17 protein-coding genes are annotated in these 16,598 nt (G+C 59.3%); 5 read left to right on the top strand and 12 right to left on the bottom strand.

Features of this window, described 5'->3' with window-relative positions; genetic code table 11:
* Nucleotides 1-79 precede the first annotated feature (79 nt).
* The 6 genes from msrQ to AC1RMX_RS22415 form a co-directional block, all read right to left on the bottom strand.
* On the bottom strand, nucleotides 80-703 hold the full coding sequence (gene msrQ / locus AC1RMX_RS22440; RefSeq protein ID WP_096820925.1) for a protein-methionine-sulfoxide reductase heme-binding subunit MsrQ: 624 nt from the start codon (nucleotides 701-703) through the stop codon (nucleotides 80-82).
* The gene (gene msrP / locus AC1RMX_RS22435; RefSeq protein ID WP_493073043.1) at nucleotides 703-1,716 is read right to left on the bottom strand and encodes a protein-methionine-sulfoxide reductase catalytic subunit MsrP; all 1,014 of its coding nucleotides are present in this window, start codon (nucleotides 1,714-1,716) and stop codon (nucleotides 703-705) included. The genes msrQ and msrP overlap by 1 nt, the downstream gene beginning before the upstream one ends.
* Nucleotides 1,717-1,779: 63 nt before the next feature.
* Complete coding sequence (gene pssA / locus AC1RMX_RS22430) at nucleotides 1,780-2,637, bottom strand: CDP-diacylglycerol--serine O-phosphatidyltransferase (protein WP_096820923.1); 858 nt, start codon at nucleotides 2,635-2,637, stop codon at nucleotides 1,780-1,782.
* 147 nt (nucleotides 2,638-2,784) lie between these two features.
* Nucleotides 2,785-3,801 carry a ketol-acid reductoisomerase gene (ilvC, locus tag AC1RMX_RS22425; RefSeq protein WP_003228216.1) on the bottom strand — a complete coding sequence of 339 codons (1,017 nt, stop codon included), beginning with the start codon at nucleotides 3,799-3,801 and terminating at the stop codon, nucleotides 2,785-2,787.
* Between the two features lie 48 nt (nucleotides 3,802-3,849).
* Nucleotides 3,850-4,341 (bottom strand): acetolactate synthase small subunit, encoded by a 492-nt coding sequence (gene ilvN, locus AC1RMX_RS22420; protein ID WP_003205610.1) that lies wholly within the window; start codon nucleotides 4,339-4,341, stop codon nucleotides 3,850-3,852.
* Between the two features lie 2 nt (nucleotides 4,342-4,343).
* Entirely contained in the window at nucleotides 4,344-6,068 is a 1,725-nt protein-coding gene (locus tag AC1RMX_RS22415) for an acetolactate synthase 3 large subunit (RefSeq protein WP_096820933.1), read from the bottom strand.
* Between the two features lie 400 nt (nucleotides 6,069-6,468).
* Here AC1RMX_RS22415 and AC1RMX_RS22410 point away from each other — a divergent pair, with 400 nt between their 5' ends.
* Nucleotides 6,469-6,885, top strand: a complete 417-nt coding sequence (locus tag AC1RMX_RS22410) for a DUF4124 domain-containing protein (RefSeq protein WP_493073042.1) — start codon at nucleotides 6,469-6,471, stop codon at nucleotides 6,883-6,885.
* Between the two features lie 18 nt (nucleotides 6,886-6,903).
* Here the strand turns inward: AC1RMX_RS22410 and AC1RMX_RS22405 are convergent, their stop codons facing one another.
* From AC1RMX_RS22405 to mrcB, 3 genes are read right to left on the bottom strand one after another with little or no spacing between them, the layout of a single operon-like run.
* Nucleotides 6,904-7,239: a YqcC family protein gene (locus AC1RMX_RS22405; protein WP_249483681.1), complete on the bottom strand. Its 336-nt coding sequence runs from the start codon at nucleotides 7,237-7,239 to the stop codon at nucleotides 6,904-6,906.
* Entirely contained in the window at nucleotides 7,239-7,985 is a 747-nt protein-coding gene (locus tag AC1RMX_RS22400) for a tetratricopeptide repeat protein (RefSeq protein ID WP_096820920.1), read from the bottom strand. The genes AC1RMX_RS22405 and AC1RMX_RS22400 overlap by 1 nt, the downstream gene beginning before the upstream one ends.
* A 16-nt stretch (nucleotides 7,986-8,001) precedes the next feature.
* Nucleotides 8,002-10,326 carry a penicillin-binding protein 1B gene (mrcB, locus tag AC1RMX_RS22395; protein ID WP_102621072.1) on the bottom strand — a complete coding sequence of 775 codons (2,325 nt, stop codon included), beginning with the start codon at nucleotides 10,324-10,326 and terminating at the stop codon, nucleotides 8,002-8,004.
* Between the two features lie 117 nt (nucleotides 10,327-10,443).
* Between mrcB and AC1RMX_RS22390 the strand changes: the two genes are divergently transcribed.
* The 4 genes from AC1RMX_RS22390 (at nucleotide 10,444) to AC1RMX_RS22375 (ending at nucleotide 13,736) form a co-directional block, all read left to right on the top strand.
* The gene (locus AC1RMX_RS22390; protein ID WP_493073040.1) at nucleotides 10,444-12,000 is read left to right on the top strand and encodes a bifunctional aminoglycoside phosphotransferase/ATP-binding protein; all 1,557 of its coding nucleotides are present in this window, start codon (nucleotides 10,444-10,446) and stop codon (nucleotides 11,998-12,000) included.
* Nucleotides 12,001-12,091: 91 nt separating this feature from the next.
* Nucleotides 12,092-12,436: a pentapeptide repeat-containing protein gene (locus AC1RMX_RS22385; RefSeq protein ID WP_096820917.1), complete on the top strand. Its 345-nt coding sequence runs from the start codon at nucleotides 12,092-12,094 to the stop codon at nucleotides 12,434-12,436.
* A gap of 220 nt (nucleotides 12,437-12,656) precedes the next feature.
* Nucleotides 12,657-12,929, top strand: a complete 273-nt coding sequence (locus tag AC1RMX_RS22380; RefSeq protein WP_003228231.1) for a TfoX/Sxy family protein — start codon at nucleotides 12,657-12,659, stop codon at nucleotides 12,927-12,929.
* A gap of 15 nt (nucleotides 12,930-12,944) precedes the next feature.
* Nucleotides 12,945-13,736 (top strand): Crp/Fnr family transcriptional regulator, encoded by a 792-nt coding sequence (locus AC1RMX_RS22375; RefSeq protein ID WP_493073039.1) that lies wholly within the window; start codon nucleotides 12,945-12,947, stop codon nucleotides 13,734-13,736.
* A 227-nt stretch (nucleotides 13,737-13,963) separates the two neighbouring features.
* Here AC1RMX_RS22375 and AC1RMX_RS22370 read toward each other — a convergent pair whose 3' ends face one another.
* From AC1RMX_RS22370 to AC1RMX_RS22360, 3 genes are read right to left on the bottom strand one after another with little or no spacing between them, the layout of a single operon-like run.
* Nucleotides 13,964-14,812, bottom strand: a complete 849-nt coding sequence (locus AC1RMX_RS22370; protein WP_493066724.1) for a ChaN family lipoprotein — start codon at nucleotides 14,810-14,812, stop codon at nucleotides 13,964-13,966.
* A gap of 21 nt (nucleotides 14,813-14,833) precedes the next feature.
* Entirely contained in the window at nucleotides 14,834-15,601 is a 768-nt protein-coding gene (locus AC1RMX_RS22365; RefSeq protein WP_493073038.1) for a heme ABC transporter ATP-binding protein, read from the bottom strand.
* Nucleotides 15,601-16,584 carry a FecCD family ABC transporter permease gene (locus AC1RMX_RS22360; protein ID WP_170931651.1) on the bottom strand — a complete coding sequence of 328 codons (984 nt, stop codon included), beginning with the start codon at nucleotides 16,582-16,584 and terminating at the stop codon, nucleotides 15,601-15,603. Before AC1RMX_RS22360 ends, AC1RMX_RS22365 begins: the two co-directional genes overlap by 1 nt.
* Between the last annotated feature and the right edge of the window lie 14 nt (nucleotides 16,585-16,598).

The following is a 16,598-nucleotide window of genomic DNA, read 5'->3' as shown; positions in this document are numbered from 1 at the left end:
TTGAGTTTCAAGGAGTTTTCCGTTTCGACTGCGCCGGAAGTGGGGCGAATTATAGGCCTCCAGAATCTGCCGTCAACTCTTAATTACGCTTTTCTTGCAAAACCTGCCTTTTACCCGGCAAACGCGGGATTCGGCGGGCTACCAGCGGAAGCCGCAGCACAAGCAGCAGCCCACCTATAGAGGCATAGACCGCCCACTCCTTGAGATCGGCGCGCACAATCCACAGCATATGCAGCAATCCAAGCCCGAGAATCACATACGCCAGCCGGTGCAACTTCTTCCAGCGCGCGCCCAAACGGCGCTGGCTATAACGGTTGGACGTCACCGCCAATGCCAGCAACCCCAGGAATCCAAGCGTACCGACAATTATGTACGGGCGTTTGCGCAACTCCACTCCCAACTGCGACCAGTCGAAACCCAGGATGAACGCCATATAGCTGCATAAATGCAAAACCACATACGCAAAACACCAGAGCCCCAACTGCCGGCGCACAGCGATCCACCCTGCCCACCCCGTAAGCTTCTGCAGCGGCGTCATGCTCAAAGTGATCAACAGCAATACCAATGTCCCGAGCCCAAGTCGATCAACCAGGACTTTTCCGGGGTCTGGCCCGAGCAGATCCTCAAAGGCCTGATAGAACCACCACAACGGCCAGATAGCCGCCGCAATAAAAACGCCCACACGCCAGAACGGATATCGCATCAGTAATTCTTCCGTAGATCGAGCCCTGTATATAAAGAAGCGACTTCGTCCGAGTAGCCGTTGAACATCTGCGTATCACGCACATTCGGCTTGAACAGACTATTAGGAAGACGTCGTTCCCGAGCCTGAGTCCAGCGAGGGTGATCAACCGTCGGGTTCACATTGGCATAAAACCCATACTCGTCCGCTGCAATGCTTTGCCAGGTCGTCTTTGGCTGCTCACTGACCAGACTGATCCGCACGATGGATTTGACACTCTTGAAGCCATACTTCCATGGCACCACCAGACGCAACGGCGCGCCGTTCTGATTCGGCAATTCACGGCCGTACATGCCCACTGCCAGGATCGCCAATGGATTCATCGCCTCATCCAGACGCAAGCCTTCTACATAAGGCCAGTCGATCAGGGCAAATCCCGACCGCTGTCCGGGCATGCTCTTCGGATCCTGCAAGGTTTCAAAACGAATGTATTTGGCGTTGGACGTCGGCTCCACCTGCTTGAGCAGCGCCGAAACAGGGAAACCGATCCAGGGGATGACCATCGACCACGCCTCGACACAACGCAGGCGATAGATGCGCTCCTCCAACTGATAAGGCTTCATGAAGTCTTCCAGTGCATAGCGCCCCGGTTTCCCCACCTCCCCGTCCACCACCACACTCCAGGGTTCGGTCTTCAGCGATCCGGCATTCGCCGCCGGATCCCCCTTGTCGGTACCGAACTCATAGAAGTTGTTGTAGTGGGTCGCGTCCTTATAAGGCGTGATCGCCTCATCCTTGACGTTCACGGCGCCCCATTTAATAGAAGGCTGCTTCTCGGTAAACCAGGCGGGCGCATTGCCAGACTCGACATCGGCATAACGGGCGGCCTCTTCGGCACTGGCCCAACGCGGCAAGCTGCTCACGGCCAAGCCTGCCGCAGTTGCTCCGAGCAATTGCCGGCGAGAGAGATAAATGGATTCAGGCGTGACGTCCGACTCGTGGCAGTCGGACGCTTTGGGGATTTTGATCAGCATGACAACTCCGCAGTTTTGGAGGACAGATGCACCCATAGACTGCGGAGTATGAGGGAAATTACATCACTCGACGTTTTTGTGGCGACGAAGATGCAACAGGTACTGCACAGGGCCCGAGGCCGCATAGGCAAGGAACACCAACAGCAGAATACGCGGAGGATCACTGAACACCACGGCGAACACCAGCACCACCGCCAGGATCGCCACGAATGGTACGCGCCCTTTCAGGTCCAGCTCCTTGAAGCTGTTGTACTTGATGTTGCTGACCATCAGCATGCCGGCAGCCGCCACCATCAGTGCAACCAGGAACGACATCTTCGAACCCTGGATCCCGTAATCGCTGAACGCCCAGACAATCCCCGCGACCACACCGGCAGCTGCCGGACTGGCCAGACCGATGAAGTAGCGCTTGTCTGCGGTGCCCACCTGAGTATTGAAGCGCGCCAGACGCAACGCTGCGCCAGCCACATAGATGAAGGCGACCATCCAGCCGACCTTGCCCATGTCACCCAAGGCCCAACCGAATGCCAGCAATGCCGGCGCGACGCCAAAGGCAACCATGTCCGACAGCGAGTCGTACTCGGCACCGAATGCACTTTGGGTATTGGTCATGCGTGCCACACGGCCGTCGAGACCATCGAGCACCATGGCGACAAAAATCGCGATAGCCGCGAAGGCGAAGTACTTGCTCGCACTCGCCGAATCCCCGGCGCTCAACGCAGCCTGGGCACTCATCGAATTGATGATGGAATAGAACCCTGCAAACAGGTTCGCAGTGGTGAACAGATTCGGCAAAAGATAGATACCACGATGCCGGACTTTACGACCTTCTGCGTCATGCCCTTCTTCGACATGCTCATCGATGGGCAGCAGGCTTTCGGCGTCTGAAGCCTGGTTCGGCTCTTCGGGACGTTCGCTCATGGACATTACCTTGCAACGGATTGGACATTTTCGACAGGTGTCTGGGACGACGGTTCGGCCACAAACGATGCAGCTTTATACCAGAACCGCCCGCCCATACGAAAAAACGCGGCCGAGGCCGCGTTTTTTCATACAAGGGTCGACGACTTAGTTTTTGGCTTTGTCGACGATCTTGTTGGCACCGATCCACGGCATCATGGAGCGCAGTTGCTCGCCGATGATTTCGATACCGTGAGCGGCGTTGTTACGACGCTTGGCGGTCATCGAAGGGTAGCCGGTTGCGCCTTCGCTGATGAACATTTTGGCGTATTCGCCGTCCTGAATACGTTTCAGGGCGTTGCGCATGGCCTGACGGGACTCGGCGTTGATCACTTCCGGGCCAGTCACGTACTCGCCGTACTCAGCGTTGTTGGAGATCGAGTAGTTCATGTTGGCGATACCGCCTTCGTACATGAGGTCAACGATCAGTTTCAGTTCGTGCAGGCACTCGAAGTAGGCCATTTCCGGCGCGTAGCCAGCTTCAACCAGGGTTTCGAAACCGGCTTTTACCAGTTCAACGGTACCGCCGCACAGAACGGCTTGTTCGCCGAACAGGTCGGTTTCGGTCTCGTCCTTGAAGGTGGTTTCGATGATGCCGGTACGACCGCCACCAACACCGGCGGCGTAGGACAGAGCAACGTTCTTGGCGTTGCCCGAGGCGTCCTGGTAGATCGCGATCAGGTCAGGGATACCGCCGCCTTTCACGAACTCGGAACGTACGGTGTGGCCCGGGGCTTTCGGCGCGATCATGATCACGTCGAGGTCGGCACGCGGAACAACCTGGTTGTAGTGGATCGCGAAGCCGTGGGAGAAGGCCAGGGTGGCGCCTTTCTTGATGTTCGGCTCGATTTCGTTCTTGTACAGGGAAGACTGGAACTCGTCCGGGGTCAGGATCATGACCAGGTCGGCAGCAGCAACGGCGGAAGCAACGTCAGTCACTTTCAGGCCGTGGGCTTCAGCCTTGGCAACGGTAGCCGAACCTTTACGCAGACCGACGGTAACGTCGACACCGGAGTCTTTCAGGTTGCACGCTTGAGCGTGGCCCTGAGAGCCGTAACCGATGATGGCAACTTTCTTGCCCTGGATGATCGACAGGTCGCAGTCTTTATCGTAGAAAACTTTCATGAATTTCCCCTTTATATCCAGGCCGTTCAGGCCATTCGCTAATTTGGTTTAGATGCTGAGTACTTTGTCGCCGCGGGCAATACCGGTGACGCCACTACGGACGGTTTCCAGAATCGATGCGGTGCCGATGGACTGAATGAAGCTGTCGAGCTTGTCGCTGGTACCGGTCAGTTGAACGGTATACACGCTGGCGCTGACGTCGACGATCTGTCCACGGTAAATATCGGTGGTGCGTTTGATCTCGGCGCGCTGGGCGCCAGTGGCCTTGACCTTGACCAGCATCAGTTCGCGCTCGATGTGAGCACTTTCCGACAGGTCCACCAGCTTGACCACTTCGATCAGCTTGTTCAGGTTTTTGGTGATCTGCTCGATGATTTCATCGTGGCCGACAGTGGTCAGCGTCAGACGCGACAGGGTCGGGTCTTCGGTTGGCGCCACGGTCAGGCTTTCAATGTTGTAGTTGCGCTGCGAGAACAGGCCGACTACGCGAGACAAAGCACCGGGTTCGTTTTCCAGAAGCAAGGAAATAATGTGCCGCATGATTAGGTACGCTCCGTCTTGCTCAGCCACATATCGCGCATGGAGCCGTCTTTGATCTGCATCGGATAGACGTGCTCGCTGGTGTCGACCGAAATGTCGAGCACCACCAGGCGATCCTTCAGGGCGAACGCTTCTTCCATCTTCGACTTCAAATCTTTCGATTCGGTGATGCGCACGCCGACGTGACCATAGGCCTCGGCCAGCTTGACGAAATCAGGCAGCGATTCCATGTAGGAGTGCGAGTGACGGCTGCCGTAACTCATGTCTTGCCACTGACGAACCATGCCCAGTACACCGTTGTTCAAGATCACGATCTTGACCGGCAAACCGTATTGCAGGCAGGTCGACAGCTCCTGGATGTTCATCTGGATGCTGCCTTCACCGGTGACGCACGCAACGTCAGACTCAGGGAAGCTCAAGGCGATACCCATCGCGGCCGGCAGACCGAAGCCCATCGTGCCCAGACCACCGGAGTTGATCCAGCGGTTCGGCTTGTTGAACTTGTAGTACTGCGCAGCAAACATCTGGTGCTGGCCCACATCGGAGGTCACAAAGGCATCGCCCTTGGTCACTTCGCACAGGGTTTCGATCACGGTCTGCGGCTTGATCTTGCTGCCGTCGCCCTTGTCGTAAGGGAACAGGCCGCGATCACCGCGCCACTCGTCGACTTGCTTCCACCAGCTGGCGACCGCTTCCTTGTTCGGGGTTTCGCCGATTTCCTTGAGGATCGCGACCATTTCGGTCAGGACGCTCTCCACCGGGCCAACGATTGGCACGTCAGCCTTGATGGTCTTGGAAATCGAAGCCGGGTCGATGTCGATGTGAATGATCTTGGCGTTCGGGCAGAACTTCGGCGCGCCGTTGATCACGCGATCGTCGAAACGCGCACCGACCGCCAGGATCACATCGGCATGGTGCATCGCCAGGTTGGCGGTGTAACTGCCGTGCATGCCGAGCATGCCGATGAACTGACGGTCAGTGCCAGGGTAGCCACCCAGGCCCATCAAGGTATTGGTGACCGGCAGGTTGAGCATTTGCGCCAGTTCGGTCAGCGGCGCGGAGCCGTTGCCGAGAATCACGCCACCGCCGGAGTACAGCACGGGACGCTTGGCCGCCAGGAGCATTTCTGCCGCCTTGCGGATTTGCCCGGAGTGACCGCGAACGGCCGGGCTGTAGGAACGCAGTTTGGCTTTCTTCGGGAAGATGTATTCGAACTTCTCGGCCGGGTTGGTCATGTCTTTCGGGATATCGACCACGACCGGGCCCGGACGACCGGATTGCGCCAGGTAGAAGGCTTTCTTCATGACTTCCGGGATTTCGGACGCGTGCTTGATCATGAAGCTGTGCTTCACGATCGGCCGGGAGATACCGATCATGTCGGTTTCCTGGAACGCGTCGGTGCCGACCATGGTGCTTGGCACCTGACCGGAAATGATCACCATCGGAATCGAGTCCATGTAGGCCGTGGCAATACCGGTGATGGCGTTTGTGGCGCCTGGACCGGAAGTCACCAGTACCACGCCGGCTTTACCGGTGGCACGGGCGTAGCCGTCAGCCATATGGGTAGCCGCTTGTTCGTGACGAACCAGGATGTGGGTCACTTCCGGTTCTTTGAACAGGGCATCGTAAACATGAAGAAGAGCACCACCCGGGTACCCGTAAATATATTTGACGCCTTCGTCACGCAAGAAGCGGACGAGCATCTCACCGCCAGATAAAAGCTCCACGTTGTTCACCTCTAAAACGCCAGAATACCGTCCACAAAAAAGCGAACGGGTCTTAATAGGTTTACTTCTCGGCAGAGCATGAGCGACGGTGGTCGCCGACTACGTCAGCACTGACTGAGCAAGTATTGGGATCGTCCCAAGTGTTGCGGGCCTTTCCCACCCAGCGCGAGGTAACGCGTTGCGGGTGTAACAGGTCGACGCGGATATGCGCCTCATGATCTGCCGAGAGGGTCTGCTTCTGGCAGTCCCTGTACAGCGGACTTTGGATTCTTCTGTTTCGCCCTCTCCAAGTCAAGCCGTCAATGTGCTTAATTGTGGGTAAGCACATGAGAACGCAAGAAAAAACCTGAAAAGCGCTACTCTGTTAGCGTCAATTGCGCAATTTTGCCAAGGAATCAGCATGCGAACGCTCCTCGTCATCCTGCTGATCGGCCTCAGCACCTGGTGCATGGCCGGTCAGATCTACAAATGGGTCGATGCTCAAGGTGTCACGCATTTCGATGCGCAGCCGCCACAAGGTCAAACGGCGACCACAGTGCAAACGCCGCCCTCGCCTGCTCCGCGCCCCACCGCGATGCCCGGCAGCGGCGCGTTGGGCGATCAGAAAGCCATCGATGACAAGGTCAGGAAACAGGTCGCCGAGCAACAGACTCAGCTCAAGACCTTCTGCGAACAGACACGCACGAACCTGGCGCAGTTGCAGAACAATCCGCGCTTGAGGGAAGAGACCGAGGGGGAATTGCGTCGGCTGAGCGATACGCAACGTCAGGAGCGTATCGCAGAGACGCAGAAGCAGATTGCCGAGAACTGCCAGTGATCACTGGCAGTCGGCCGTTCAGCGCGAAGCAGTGATCAGCAGGTCGAACTCTTTGAGCAATACCTGCAACTGCCGATCCTTGCCCTGCAGATTGCGCTGGGCGAAGACCATTTCGGCCATTTCCTGAATGCCCGAGGCGTTGGGCAATGGCAGGTCCTGTTCGAGGATCATCTTCATCCGCGGCAGGAAGATCCATTGCAGCCACTGCTCGAAATCGAGCGTGTCGACCGAGAACGGCTCGACACTGCTCAAGGCTTCAGCCGAAGGCTGGACGTCATCCCACCAGCCCTGGGCGCGCAGTTCGCGCTCGATCAACAGCAGTTGATCGGCAACTTTCGAGAAACGCGCGTCCATCACAGCGAAACCTTGGCCTTCTGACGGGCCAGTGCGGCGCCGGCGGAATCACCCTGTTTTTCGCGAGCCTGGGCAATCAGTTCCCACAGGCTGGCCTGCAAGTCCGGACGACCGTTGGCCATGGTCAGCGCGCGGCGGGCGGTTTGCTCGGCTTGCGGGGCATCGCCCTGAGCCATGCGCACCTGCGCCAGACGGTAAAGCACTTGTGGCTCACGCGGGGCAACACGCTGAGCGCGCTCAAGGCTGGAGGACGCACCGTTCAGATCACCACCGGCCTGCTGTTGCTGCGCGGTGGTCAACAAGGCGAGCACCGGGCCGTCCAGTTGCTCGTCGGCGGACAGACCGCCACCGCTGCTGGCCGAAGGAATACCGCTAGGCGTCGAAGGCATGCTGTAACTGCCGGAGCTTATCGGTGCCGATTCGACCGGCGAAGGGTTGTATGGCCCCGCAGTGATACCACCGGACGCCGGGCCCGGCACGATCGGCGAGCTGCTGATCGGCGTCGACGTCGCAGCGCCACCCGGCACCATCACCACCACACCGGTATCGCCCTGCGGGATAGCCTGAGTCTGGCCCTGCACAGGACGTTTCACCGTCGTCTGCCGGAAGCCACCATTGGCCGAAATGCGTTCACTGTTGGACACAGCCGTGCCCGAATCGACAACCGGGATCGAACCACGCTGTACGGTGGAGCAGCCGCTGAGCAAAGCCACGGCGGTCACCGCTGGAATCAACCACTTGTTCACTTGAAACCCTCTTCGCTTAATTCATCCAGCCCTTGACCCAATCCATCACCGACTCGCTCGACGCCGGGCTTTCGCCCGCGCAGGAGGCGCCGGGTGGCGGTTCGCTGCCGCGAATATACGGCATCTGCACGGCGCCCGGACAGTTGGCATCAGAGCCCTGGCCGGTACGCGAATCGACCCACGCCTGAACCACGTTGTCCGGCTGCGGCATGTCCAGCGGCAGCGGATCGGCCTTGCGCATGAAACTGGTCCAGACCTGCAACGCACCGGTAGCACCGGTGAACGGCGTCTTGCCGTTATCGTCGCGACCGAGCCAGACCACCGCCAGCAGATCCTGACTGAAGCCGGCGAACCAGCTGTCGCGCGAATCGTTACTGGTACCGGTCTTGCCGGCCAGTGTCAGTGTCTTGGGCAACACGTTGTAGACCGAGCTGCCGGTACCTTCACGCATGACGCGCTGCATGGCGTTCTGGATCAGGTAGATCGAGGCCGGATCGAAACGCTGCTCGATCTGGAACGGATAACGCTTGAGCGGCTCGCCCTCGGCGGTCAGCACGCTGCGAATCCCGCGCATCGGCGTATTGAAACCACCGTTGGCGAGGGTCTGGTACATGGTCGCGACTTCGATCGGCGTCATGCCACCGGCACCCAGCAGCATCGACGGGAAGGCCGGGAACTCGCGAGTTACGCCCAGACGCCCGATGGTCTTGAGGACATTCGGAACACCCACCGCCAGCCCGAGACGCGAGGTCGACAGGTTGTAGGAGTGCGCCAGCCCTTGATAGAGGAACACCGTACCGTGGGAGCGACGATCATAGTTCTGCGGTTTCCAGACCTGGCCATCCGCGCCCTTGATGGAAAGCGGATCGTCCGACAGCCAACTGGTCAGCGTGTACTGGCTCGGTTTCTCCAGTGCCGTCAGATAAACCGCAGGTTTGACCAGCGAGCCGATTGGTCGCACCGCATCCAGTGCCCGGTTGAACCCGGCGTAACTGGCCTGACGGCTGCCGATCATCGCCTGGACCTCGCCGGTTTCCGGGTTGGTCACGACCATCGCCGCTTCCACGTCATCGGAACCCTTGCGGCCGGAAAGACGCTTGAAGGTGTCGTTGACCGAAGCTTCGGCTTTCATCTGCAGGATCGGGTCGAAACTGGTGAAGATCCGCAGACCTTCCTCGGTCAAGTCTTCGTCGCGGTAGTCTTCACGCAACTGGCGTTTGACCAGATCGATGAAGCCCGGGAACGAGCTGTCGGCCAGCTTGCCGCGCGAGGTCACGCCCAGCGGCATTTTCTTCGCGGCTTCGACCTGCTCGGCAGTGGCGACGCCCTGTTGCTCAAGCACGTCGAGCACCAGGTTGCGTCGCTCCAGCGCCCGCTCCGGGTTGCGACGCGGGTTGTAATAGGAAGGGCCCTTGACCATGCCGACCAACAGCGCGACCTGATGCAGTTTCAGCTCGGACAATGGCTGGCCGAAGAAGAACTGACTGGCCAGGCCGAAACCGTGTACCGCACGCTGACCGTCCTGACCGACGAAGACTTCATTGAGGTAGGCCTCAAGAATTTCCTTCTTGTCGTAATGCACCTCGAGCAACAGCGCCATCATCGCTTCGGTGAGCTTGCGGGTCAGGCTGCGTTCGTTGGTGAGGTAGAAGTTCTTGACCAGTTGCTGGGTCAGCGTACTGCCGCCCTGAGTCATCTTGCCGCCAGAGGTGTTGACCCAGATCGCCCGGGCAATCGACTTCGGCGACACACCCCAGTGACTGTAGTAATCGCGGTCTTCCACCGCGACCAGGGTTTCCAGCAGATACGGCGGCACCTGATCGAGCTTGATCAGAATCCGGTCTTCAAGGTTTTTCGGGTAGATCCCGCCGATCATCAGCGGCTCCAGGCGCACCACCGACAACTTCGAACCGTTCGTCGCCGAAAGCTCGGCCACGTAATCACCGGAGAAACGCACGCGCACCGGCTGCGGTTTCTCGAGGCCTTCATAGAACTGGAAGCCACGGGTGTTCAGATCGACGGTATTGCCGTTGACGGCTGCAGCGCCGGGGCCATTGCTCACGGCCTCGCGGCGATAGCCCAGGGCGTCGAGTTCGGTGAGGAAATCGTCCTTGCTCAGTTTCTGTCCGACGAACAGCTCGAGCGGACGCGCGTATACCTTGGCCGGGATGGTCCAGCGCTTGCCGGAGAATTTCTCCTGCACCACGGCATCGAGGTAAACGGCGAAGCCAGCCAGCACCACAAGGCCGACCAGACTGAGTTTAAGGGCCCAGCCCAACCATGGGCGCAGGCCCCGGGAAGGTGGTTTTTTAGGGGTGCGGGGGGATCGAGTACGAGTCATGGCGGCGGATTATACGCACTTTATTCATACTCAACAGGAGCGCTCCGAGGTTTGCGTCGGGCTGGCGAGCGGCCATAATGGCGACCTCGAATTTCCCCAGTCTCTGAAGGATCGCCTGTGAGCCAGTCCCTGATCGCCGCCCTGCAAAACCCGGCCCTGTTTGCGCACCCTGTCGAAGGGTTTCAGGTCATCGAAACCCATATCTCGTGGGTCCTGCTCACTGGTCCTTACGCTTATAAAGTGAAGAAGCCGGTGAACTTCGGCTTTCTCGACTTCACCAGCCTCGAATCCCGCGAGCATTTCTGCGGCGAAGAGCTGCGCCTCAACCAGCGCCTGACCGACGATTTGTATCTGGAAGTGATTCCAGTCACCGGCACTGTCGAAGCCCCGCAACTGGGTGGCGAAGGCCCGGCCATCGAATACGTGCTGAAAATGCGCCAGTTCCCGCAGACCGGCCTGCTGAGCACCCTGCAAGCCAATGGCGAGCTGACCACCACACACATCGACGAAATGGCCGAGCAGATTGCTCGTTTCCACCTCAGCGCGCCGAAAGTCCCGGCCGAGCACGATGCCGGCACGCCTGAAAGCGTGATGGCGCCGGTTCGCCAGAACTTCGAACAAATCCTGCCGTTCCTCAGTGACAAGGCCGATCTGCTGCAACTGGATGCCCTGCAAGCCTGGGCCGAAAGCAGCTTCGAACGCTTGAAGCCACTGTTCGCCCAGCGCAAGGCAAAAGGTTTCACCCGCGAATGCCATGGTGACATTCACCTGGGCAACGCCACGCTGATCGACGGCAAAGTGGTGATCTTCGACTGCATCGAATTCAACGAACCGTTCCGTTTCACCGACGTTTGGGCCGACACCGGTTTCCTGGCGATGGACCTGGAAGACCGCGGCCTGAAATCCCTGGCCCGTCGTTTCATCAGCCAATACCTGGAGCTGACCGGCGACTATCAGGGCCTGGAAGTACTGAACTTCTACAAGGCTTACCGCGCATTGGTTCGCGCGAAAGTTGCGCTGTTCAGCATGCCGGCCGACGCAACCCCGGTGCAGCGCGCCACCACCCTGCGGCAGTACCGCAACTACGCCAACCTGGCGGAAAGCTACAGCACCATTCCTTCGCGCTTCATGGCGATCACCCACGGCGTATCCGCTGTAGGCAAAAGCCACGTAGCCATGCGTCTGGTCGAGGCGCTGGGCGCAATTCGCCTGCGTTCCGATGTTGAACGCAAGCGTCTGTTCGGCGAGCAAACCGTTGCCAATGATGTTCAGGCCGGGATTTACAGCGCCGACGCCAGCATAGCGACTTATGCTCGCCTGCATGAAATCGCCGAAGTGATCCTGCACGCCGGTTTCCCGGTAGTGATCGATGCCACTTACCTCAAGCGCGAACAACGTGACAGCGCAGCCAAGGTCGCCGAGGCCACTGGCGCGCCGTTCCTGATCCTCGACTGCAACGCGCCACAAGCGGTGATCGAGAGCTGGCTGGCCCTGCGTCAGGCAGACAAAAAGGATCCGTCCGACGCCACGCTGGCTGTGATCGAAGCGCAACAAGCCAATCGTGAAGCGTTGACCCCGGACGAAATCCTGCGCAGCAAGCGCGTGCAGACCAATGAGTCCGGCACCCTGGACACTGTCGTGGCGCAAATCCGCCAGCGCCTGCCAGGTCTGTAAGAAACTATTTCGGCCGTGAAGCCCTCGCTCGCTTCACGGCCGTCAAATAGTGGCACTATACTGGCGTCATAAAACCAACAGGTGATCTGACATGAGCCAGCCGAAACTTCTCGATACCCCGCTTTATGCCTTGCTGCACAAAGACGACATAACCGGTTTCAACAAAGAACGTCCGAAAGACGGTCCGATCGATATGGTCGGCGGTGATTTTCGCGGCCTCGACCTGCGTGAACTGAACGCCGATGGCGTGGATTTCCGGGACGCCTACTTCCGTTCCGCTGATCTGCGTGGCATCGACTTTCGCAATGCGGCGCTGGAAGGTGCGAGCCTGGCCCACGCGCAGATTTCCGGCGCTTACTTCCCGCCGGAACTGAGTGCAGACGAAATCCTGATGTCGATGAACTTCGGTACACGCCTGCGCTATCGCACTCGCTAAGCCACCGAGAGGCTGACCCGTCCAGCGCCCCCGCTTTGCGCTGGACTGCGTGCTATTCGCGCTTTTCCCACGCCCTCCCCGTCCTGATTCATCAGCGAAAACCTGACCTTTCTTAGAAGCGTTTGCGTCGAATCCGACCAAACAACCACGCTTTTCCTACTGATGGCTACACTCCTGAGAAGCTCGCCCACGCACCATTCGGCCGTCGCAAGGAGGCTTGATGAATGATGAACTGCAACACCTGAAGAATCTTGGCAAGACGTCGGCGCAATGGCTGCATGCCGTGGGCATCCACAGCGCCTCGGATCTGCGTCGCCTGGGCGCCGTGGATGCCTATCGGGCCGTGCGCACGCGCGGGTTCCGGGCGTCGAAGGTGTTGTTGTATGCAATCGAAGGCGCCTTGATGGATGTGCACTGGAATGACATCCCCGCTGAACGCAAGGACGCACTGAACAAACAGCTCGAAGCCATTTCCTCTCGCCACAAGAACTGACGGGCACCCACCTTCATGTATCTGCTCGGGGAACAATCGGCGCCGGCCGAAGCAATGATCAACCGTTTGCAGAGTCTGCCCGGTCAATTTCTGCGGGACCTTGAACCGTGCGGGCCCGTGCTGGAACTGGAGGCCACGGATGATCTGAAGGCGCAGTTGCCGGGTGATCAGCTGTTTTTACTGACAGAGGGCATCATCAACGGCCAGTTCGGTGGCCGGGCGCTTTTCTATTGGCAGGAAGGTGATCTGATCGGTCTGCAGCAAAGCCCGGACTGGACGGATTGCATCCTGCGTTCGGAAGGCCCGCTGAGCCTCCTGCCCTATCGTCGACGCGATTTGTTTCAGCATGTGCATTCGGAACCCGTACGTTCGGAGCAGTTTCTGCACTATCTGCTCGGGCAAATGGCGCTCCTGGCCCATGCGGTTGCCGAGCTGAAGCCACGGGAGTTTCGCAGCACCAATGGCTTCAAACGGGTCGAGGCCGGAGAAGTGTTGATCCGCGAGGGCGACCCCGCCGATCACGTGTTCGTGATCATCGAGGGACACGCGCAGGCATTCGTCGACGGGCACAAGGTTGGGGAAGTGCCCAAGGACGAGATTTTCGGCGCCATGGCGATATTTACCGGCGAACCGCGCAACGCTACCGTCGTTACCTGCGAGCCGAGCACGGTGATGCTGATTCCAGGCGATCAGTTTTTGAGCATGACCCGCAGCAATCCGAAAATCGCCCACAGCCTGATCGAAAGCATGGCCCGGCGCATCGACCAGCTCAACAAGCAGCTCACGGCACTTGACCGTCCAGTCTGAAGCCCAGTGTTTGCAGGACTTTTCAGCCATTCCCCAAACAAAAACGAAGAAATGGAAAAACACACGTTGACTTGTTAATGAGAATCGCTATGATTATCACAACTGGTCGCGAGATCAGTCGATATTCTGAAAAGCCCTTGGTTCGGACTCTCAGATTATCTCCTCATCAGGCTAATCACGGTTATTTGACCCGGTTTTTACCGGGTCTTTTTTTGCCTGCGAGAAAGTCATTGGCCGAACTGTTTACGCATCTCGGCGCAGTAATCCGGTTTCGGTGTGGCCGGCGTGAACCAGACATAATCGGCCATGGCCGCCGTGACCTCGCTGCCCTGCTCCGCCAGCATCAGCACCGTCGGCGCTTCGGGCGCGCCCAGATCCAGCACATGCAGCGGCACACCAACATCCTTGCGCGCATGGAACGCACCAGCGAACAACAACGCTGGCGCAGGCGCCGCCATCAACCGTGAGGCCATCCGCCGATCCCGTTGCTGCTGCACCGCCAGCATCGCCGGCATTTGCGATTGGGGCAGCAAACCGCAGTGAGAATCGTTGATCTGCCCGGCCAGCTCGTTTTTCACCGACTCGGCGTTGCTGCGATCCCCCTTCAATACCGGAGGGTCGCGATAGAACGCACGAATTTCAATGTTATCGAGATTGGCCGCCAACAGTGGATACGGTTGCGTGAAAGCAAACCGCACAATCGGCCCGTAGAGTTTCCAGTCCCAACCGTCCTGCCACGCCAGCTCGACCGGAAGATCAACAGGAGGCTTTGCGGAATGGTGTACGTCATCAACCCGCGATTGTTGATCGGGTGTCAGCATTTCAAGCAGGAGACTGCCCTGGGGACGCGCTTCGCCCAGCGTCTGCAACAGCCACAATTGCACAGCATGATGATCGGCGTTGTCATGTTGCTCACCGACGATCACCCGTGCCGGCTTGCCCAGACGCGTCAGCAACTCGTGCGGGGTAATCAGTGTTCCGCTGCGCAGGTCGCGAATCTCGCCAGTGACCGGTGGCGGAGCGACATGTTGGCAACCGCCAAGCAACAACACCGCAAACAGCAAAATCCCACGCATGCTTTCACCTCGATGACGAAATCAGCGGGCGATGATCAGCGGATGCCCGCGCTCCGGGTGTGACTGCACCAAAACCTCCAGACCGAACACGGCCTTGAGCGACTCCGGACGCAACACCTGCTGCGGCGTGTCCAGCGCCACCGGGCGCCCGCCTTCAAGCAGCAGGATGCGATCACAATAGCGCGCCGCCAGGTTCAGATCATGCAGGATCACCATCACTGCAGCGCCACGATCGGCAAACTCACGCACGGCTTGAAGGGTGGTGTGTTGATGCAGTGGATCGAGCATCGAAGTCGGCTCATCCAGCAACAAGGTCTGCCCGGCCTGCCCCGGCCACAACTGCGCCAGCACGCGGGCCAGATGCACCCGCTGGCGCTCGCCACCGGACAACGCCAGATAACTGCGTCCGCTCAGATGACCGGCATCCGCTGCCAGCAACGCGGCGGCAACAATCTCGTCGTCGCGCACTCTGCCGGTCTGATACGGCAAACGCCCCATCCCGACCACTTCTTCGACGCGAAAGGCAAAATCCAGCGTCGACACCTGGGGCAATACCGCCAGCCGCTGAGCGCGCTGAATGCCACTCCAATGGCTCAAGGCTTCGCCGTCGAGAGAAACGCTGCCTTCACTGGCCGTCAGTTCCCCGCACAATGCTCCGAGCAAAGTGCTTTTGCCGGCGCCATTGGGGCCGAGTACACCGAGCACTTCACCAGGCTCCAGTTGCAGATTGACGTCAGCCAGTACCGTCTTGCGGCCACGGCGGATATGCAGATTCTGCGCACGCAACATCAGGCACGTCCTCGCAGCAGCAGATAAAGGAAGAACGGCGCGCCGATGAATGCGGTGACAATGCCAATCGGCAACTCTGCCGGCGCCAGCGCCAGCCGCGCCACCAGATCCGCCAGTAACAACAGACTGGCACCGGCCAGCACCGAAGCCGGCAACAACACGCGATGATCCGGCCCGGCGAGCAAACGCACCAGATGCGGTACTACCAGCCCGACGAAGCCGATCATCCCTGCCGCCGCCACTGCAGCGCCGACACCCAGCGCCGTGCAGAACACCAGTTCACGCTTGAGTCGCTCGACATCGATCCCCAGATGTCCGGCTTCCGACTCCCCGAGCAGCAACGCATTCAGCGCCTTCGCCCGGCGAGGAAGCCAAAGTGCGACACCGGCGCTGATGATCAGCAACGGCCACAACCGCGCATAACTCGCGCCGTTGAGACTGCCAAGGTTCCAGAAAGTCAGGGTTCGCAGGGTCGCGTCGTCCGCCAGATAGGTAAAAAGCCCCACAGCAGAACTGGCGAGCGCAGTCAGGGCGATGCCTGCCAGCAACATGGTCGCGACATTGGTCTGCCCGTTGCGACGGCCGAGCCGGTAGACCAGCGCCGTCACACCAAGACCACCGAGAAATGCACACACAGACAGCAGATACGGCCCGAACCACTCCGGCAAACCGCCGAAAAACGAACCGCCGACAATCGCCACCGCCGCGCCTAAAGCAGCGCCACTGGAGACGCCAACCAACCCGGGATCGGCCAGCGGATTGCGAAACAAGCCCTGCATCGCCACACCGGACAACGCCAGCACGCCGCCGACGGCCAACCCGAGCAAAGTCCTCGGCAGGCGAATCTGCCCAAGAATCAGCTCAGCCTGTTCCAGCCCGTCCGGTGCCAACGGCACGCCGATCATGCGCAAAGCCGCCCGTAAGGTATCAAACAGCGGCAGGCTGACCGGCCCCAAGGCCAGCGACAGCCAGATCGCCAACAGACACAGCAGGATCA

It is taken from the genome of Pseudomonas sp. GW822-FHT03F04, from assembly GCF_058801405.1.
This window is presented reverse-complemented; position numbering and strand designations above follow the sequence as displayed.

Bases quoted from the DNA above. Each gene is read 5' to 3' on its own strand.
- ilvC (WP_003228216.1), bottom strand. From the start codon at position 3,801: ATGAAAGTTTTCTACGATAAAGACTGCGACCTGTCGATCATCCAGGGC.
- AC1RMX_RS22370 (WP_493066724.1), bottom strand. From the start codon at position 14,812: ATGCGTGGGATTTTGCTGTTTGCGGTGTTGTTGCTTGGCGGTTGCCAA.
- AC1RMX_RS22405 (WP_249483681.1), bottom strand. From the start codon at position 7,239: ATGGACGCGCGTTTCTCGAAAGTTGCCGATCAACTGCTGTTGATCGAG.
- AC1RMX_RS22385 (WP_096820917.1), top strand. From the start codon at position 12,092: ATGAGCCAGCCGAAACTTCTCGATACCCCGCTTTATGCCTTGCTGCAC.
- AC1RMX_RS22365 (WP_493073038.1), bottom strand. From the start codon at position 15,601: ATGTTGCGTGCGCAGAATCTGCATATCCGCCGTGGCCGCAAGACGGTA.
- pssA (WP_096820923.1), bottom strand. From the start codon at position 2,637: ATGAGCGAACGTCCCGAAGAGCCGAACCAGGCTTCAGACGCCGAAAGC.
- mrcB (WP_102621072.1), bottom strand. From the start codon at position 10,326: ATGACTCGTACTCGATCCCCCCGCACCCCTAAAAAACCACCTTCCCGG.
- AC1RMX_RS22375 (WP_493073039.1), top strand. From the start codon at position 12,945: ATGTATCTGCTCGGGGAACAATCGGCGCCGGCCGAAGCAATGATCAAC.
- msrQ (WP_096820925.1), bottom strand. From the start codon at position 703: ATGCGATATCCGTTCTGGCGTGTGGGCGTTTTTATTGCGGCGGCTATC.
- msrP (WP_493073043.1), bottom strand. From the start codon at position 1,716: ATGCTGATCAAAATCCCCAAAGCGTCCGACTGCCACGAGTCGGACGTC.
- ilvN (WP_003205610.1), bottom strand. From the start codon at position 4,341: ATGCGGCACATTATTTCCTTGCTTCTGGAAAACGAACCCGGTGCTTTG.
- AC1RMX_RS22410 (WP_493073042.1), top strand. From the start codon at position 6,469: ATGCGAACGCTCCTCGTCATCCTGCTGATCGGCCTCAGCACCTGGTGC.
- AC1RMX_RS22380 (WP_003228231.1), top strand. From the start codon at position 12,657: ATGAATGATGAACTGCAACACCTGAAGAATCTTGGCAAGACGTCGGCG.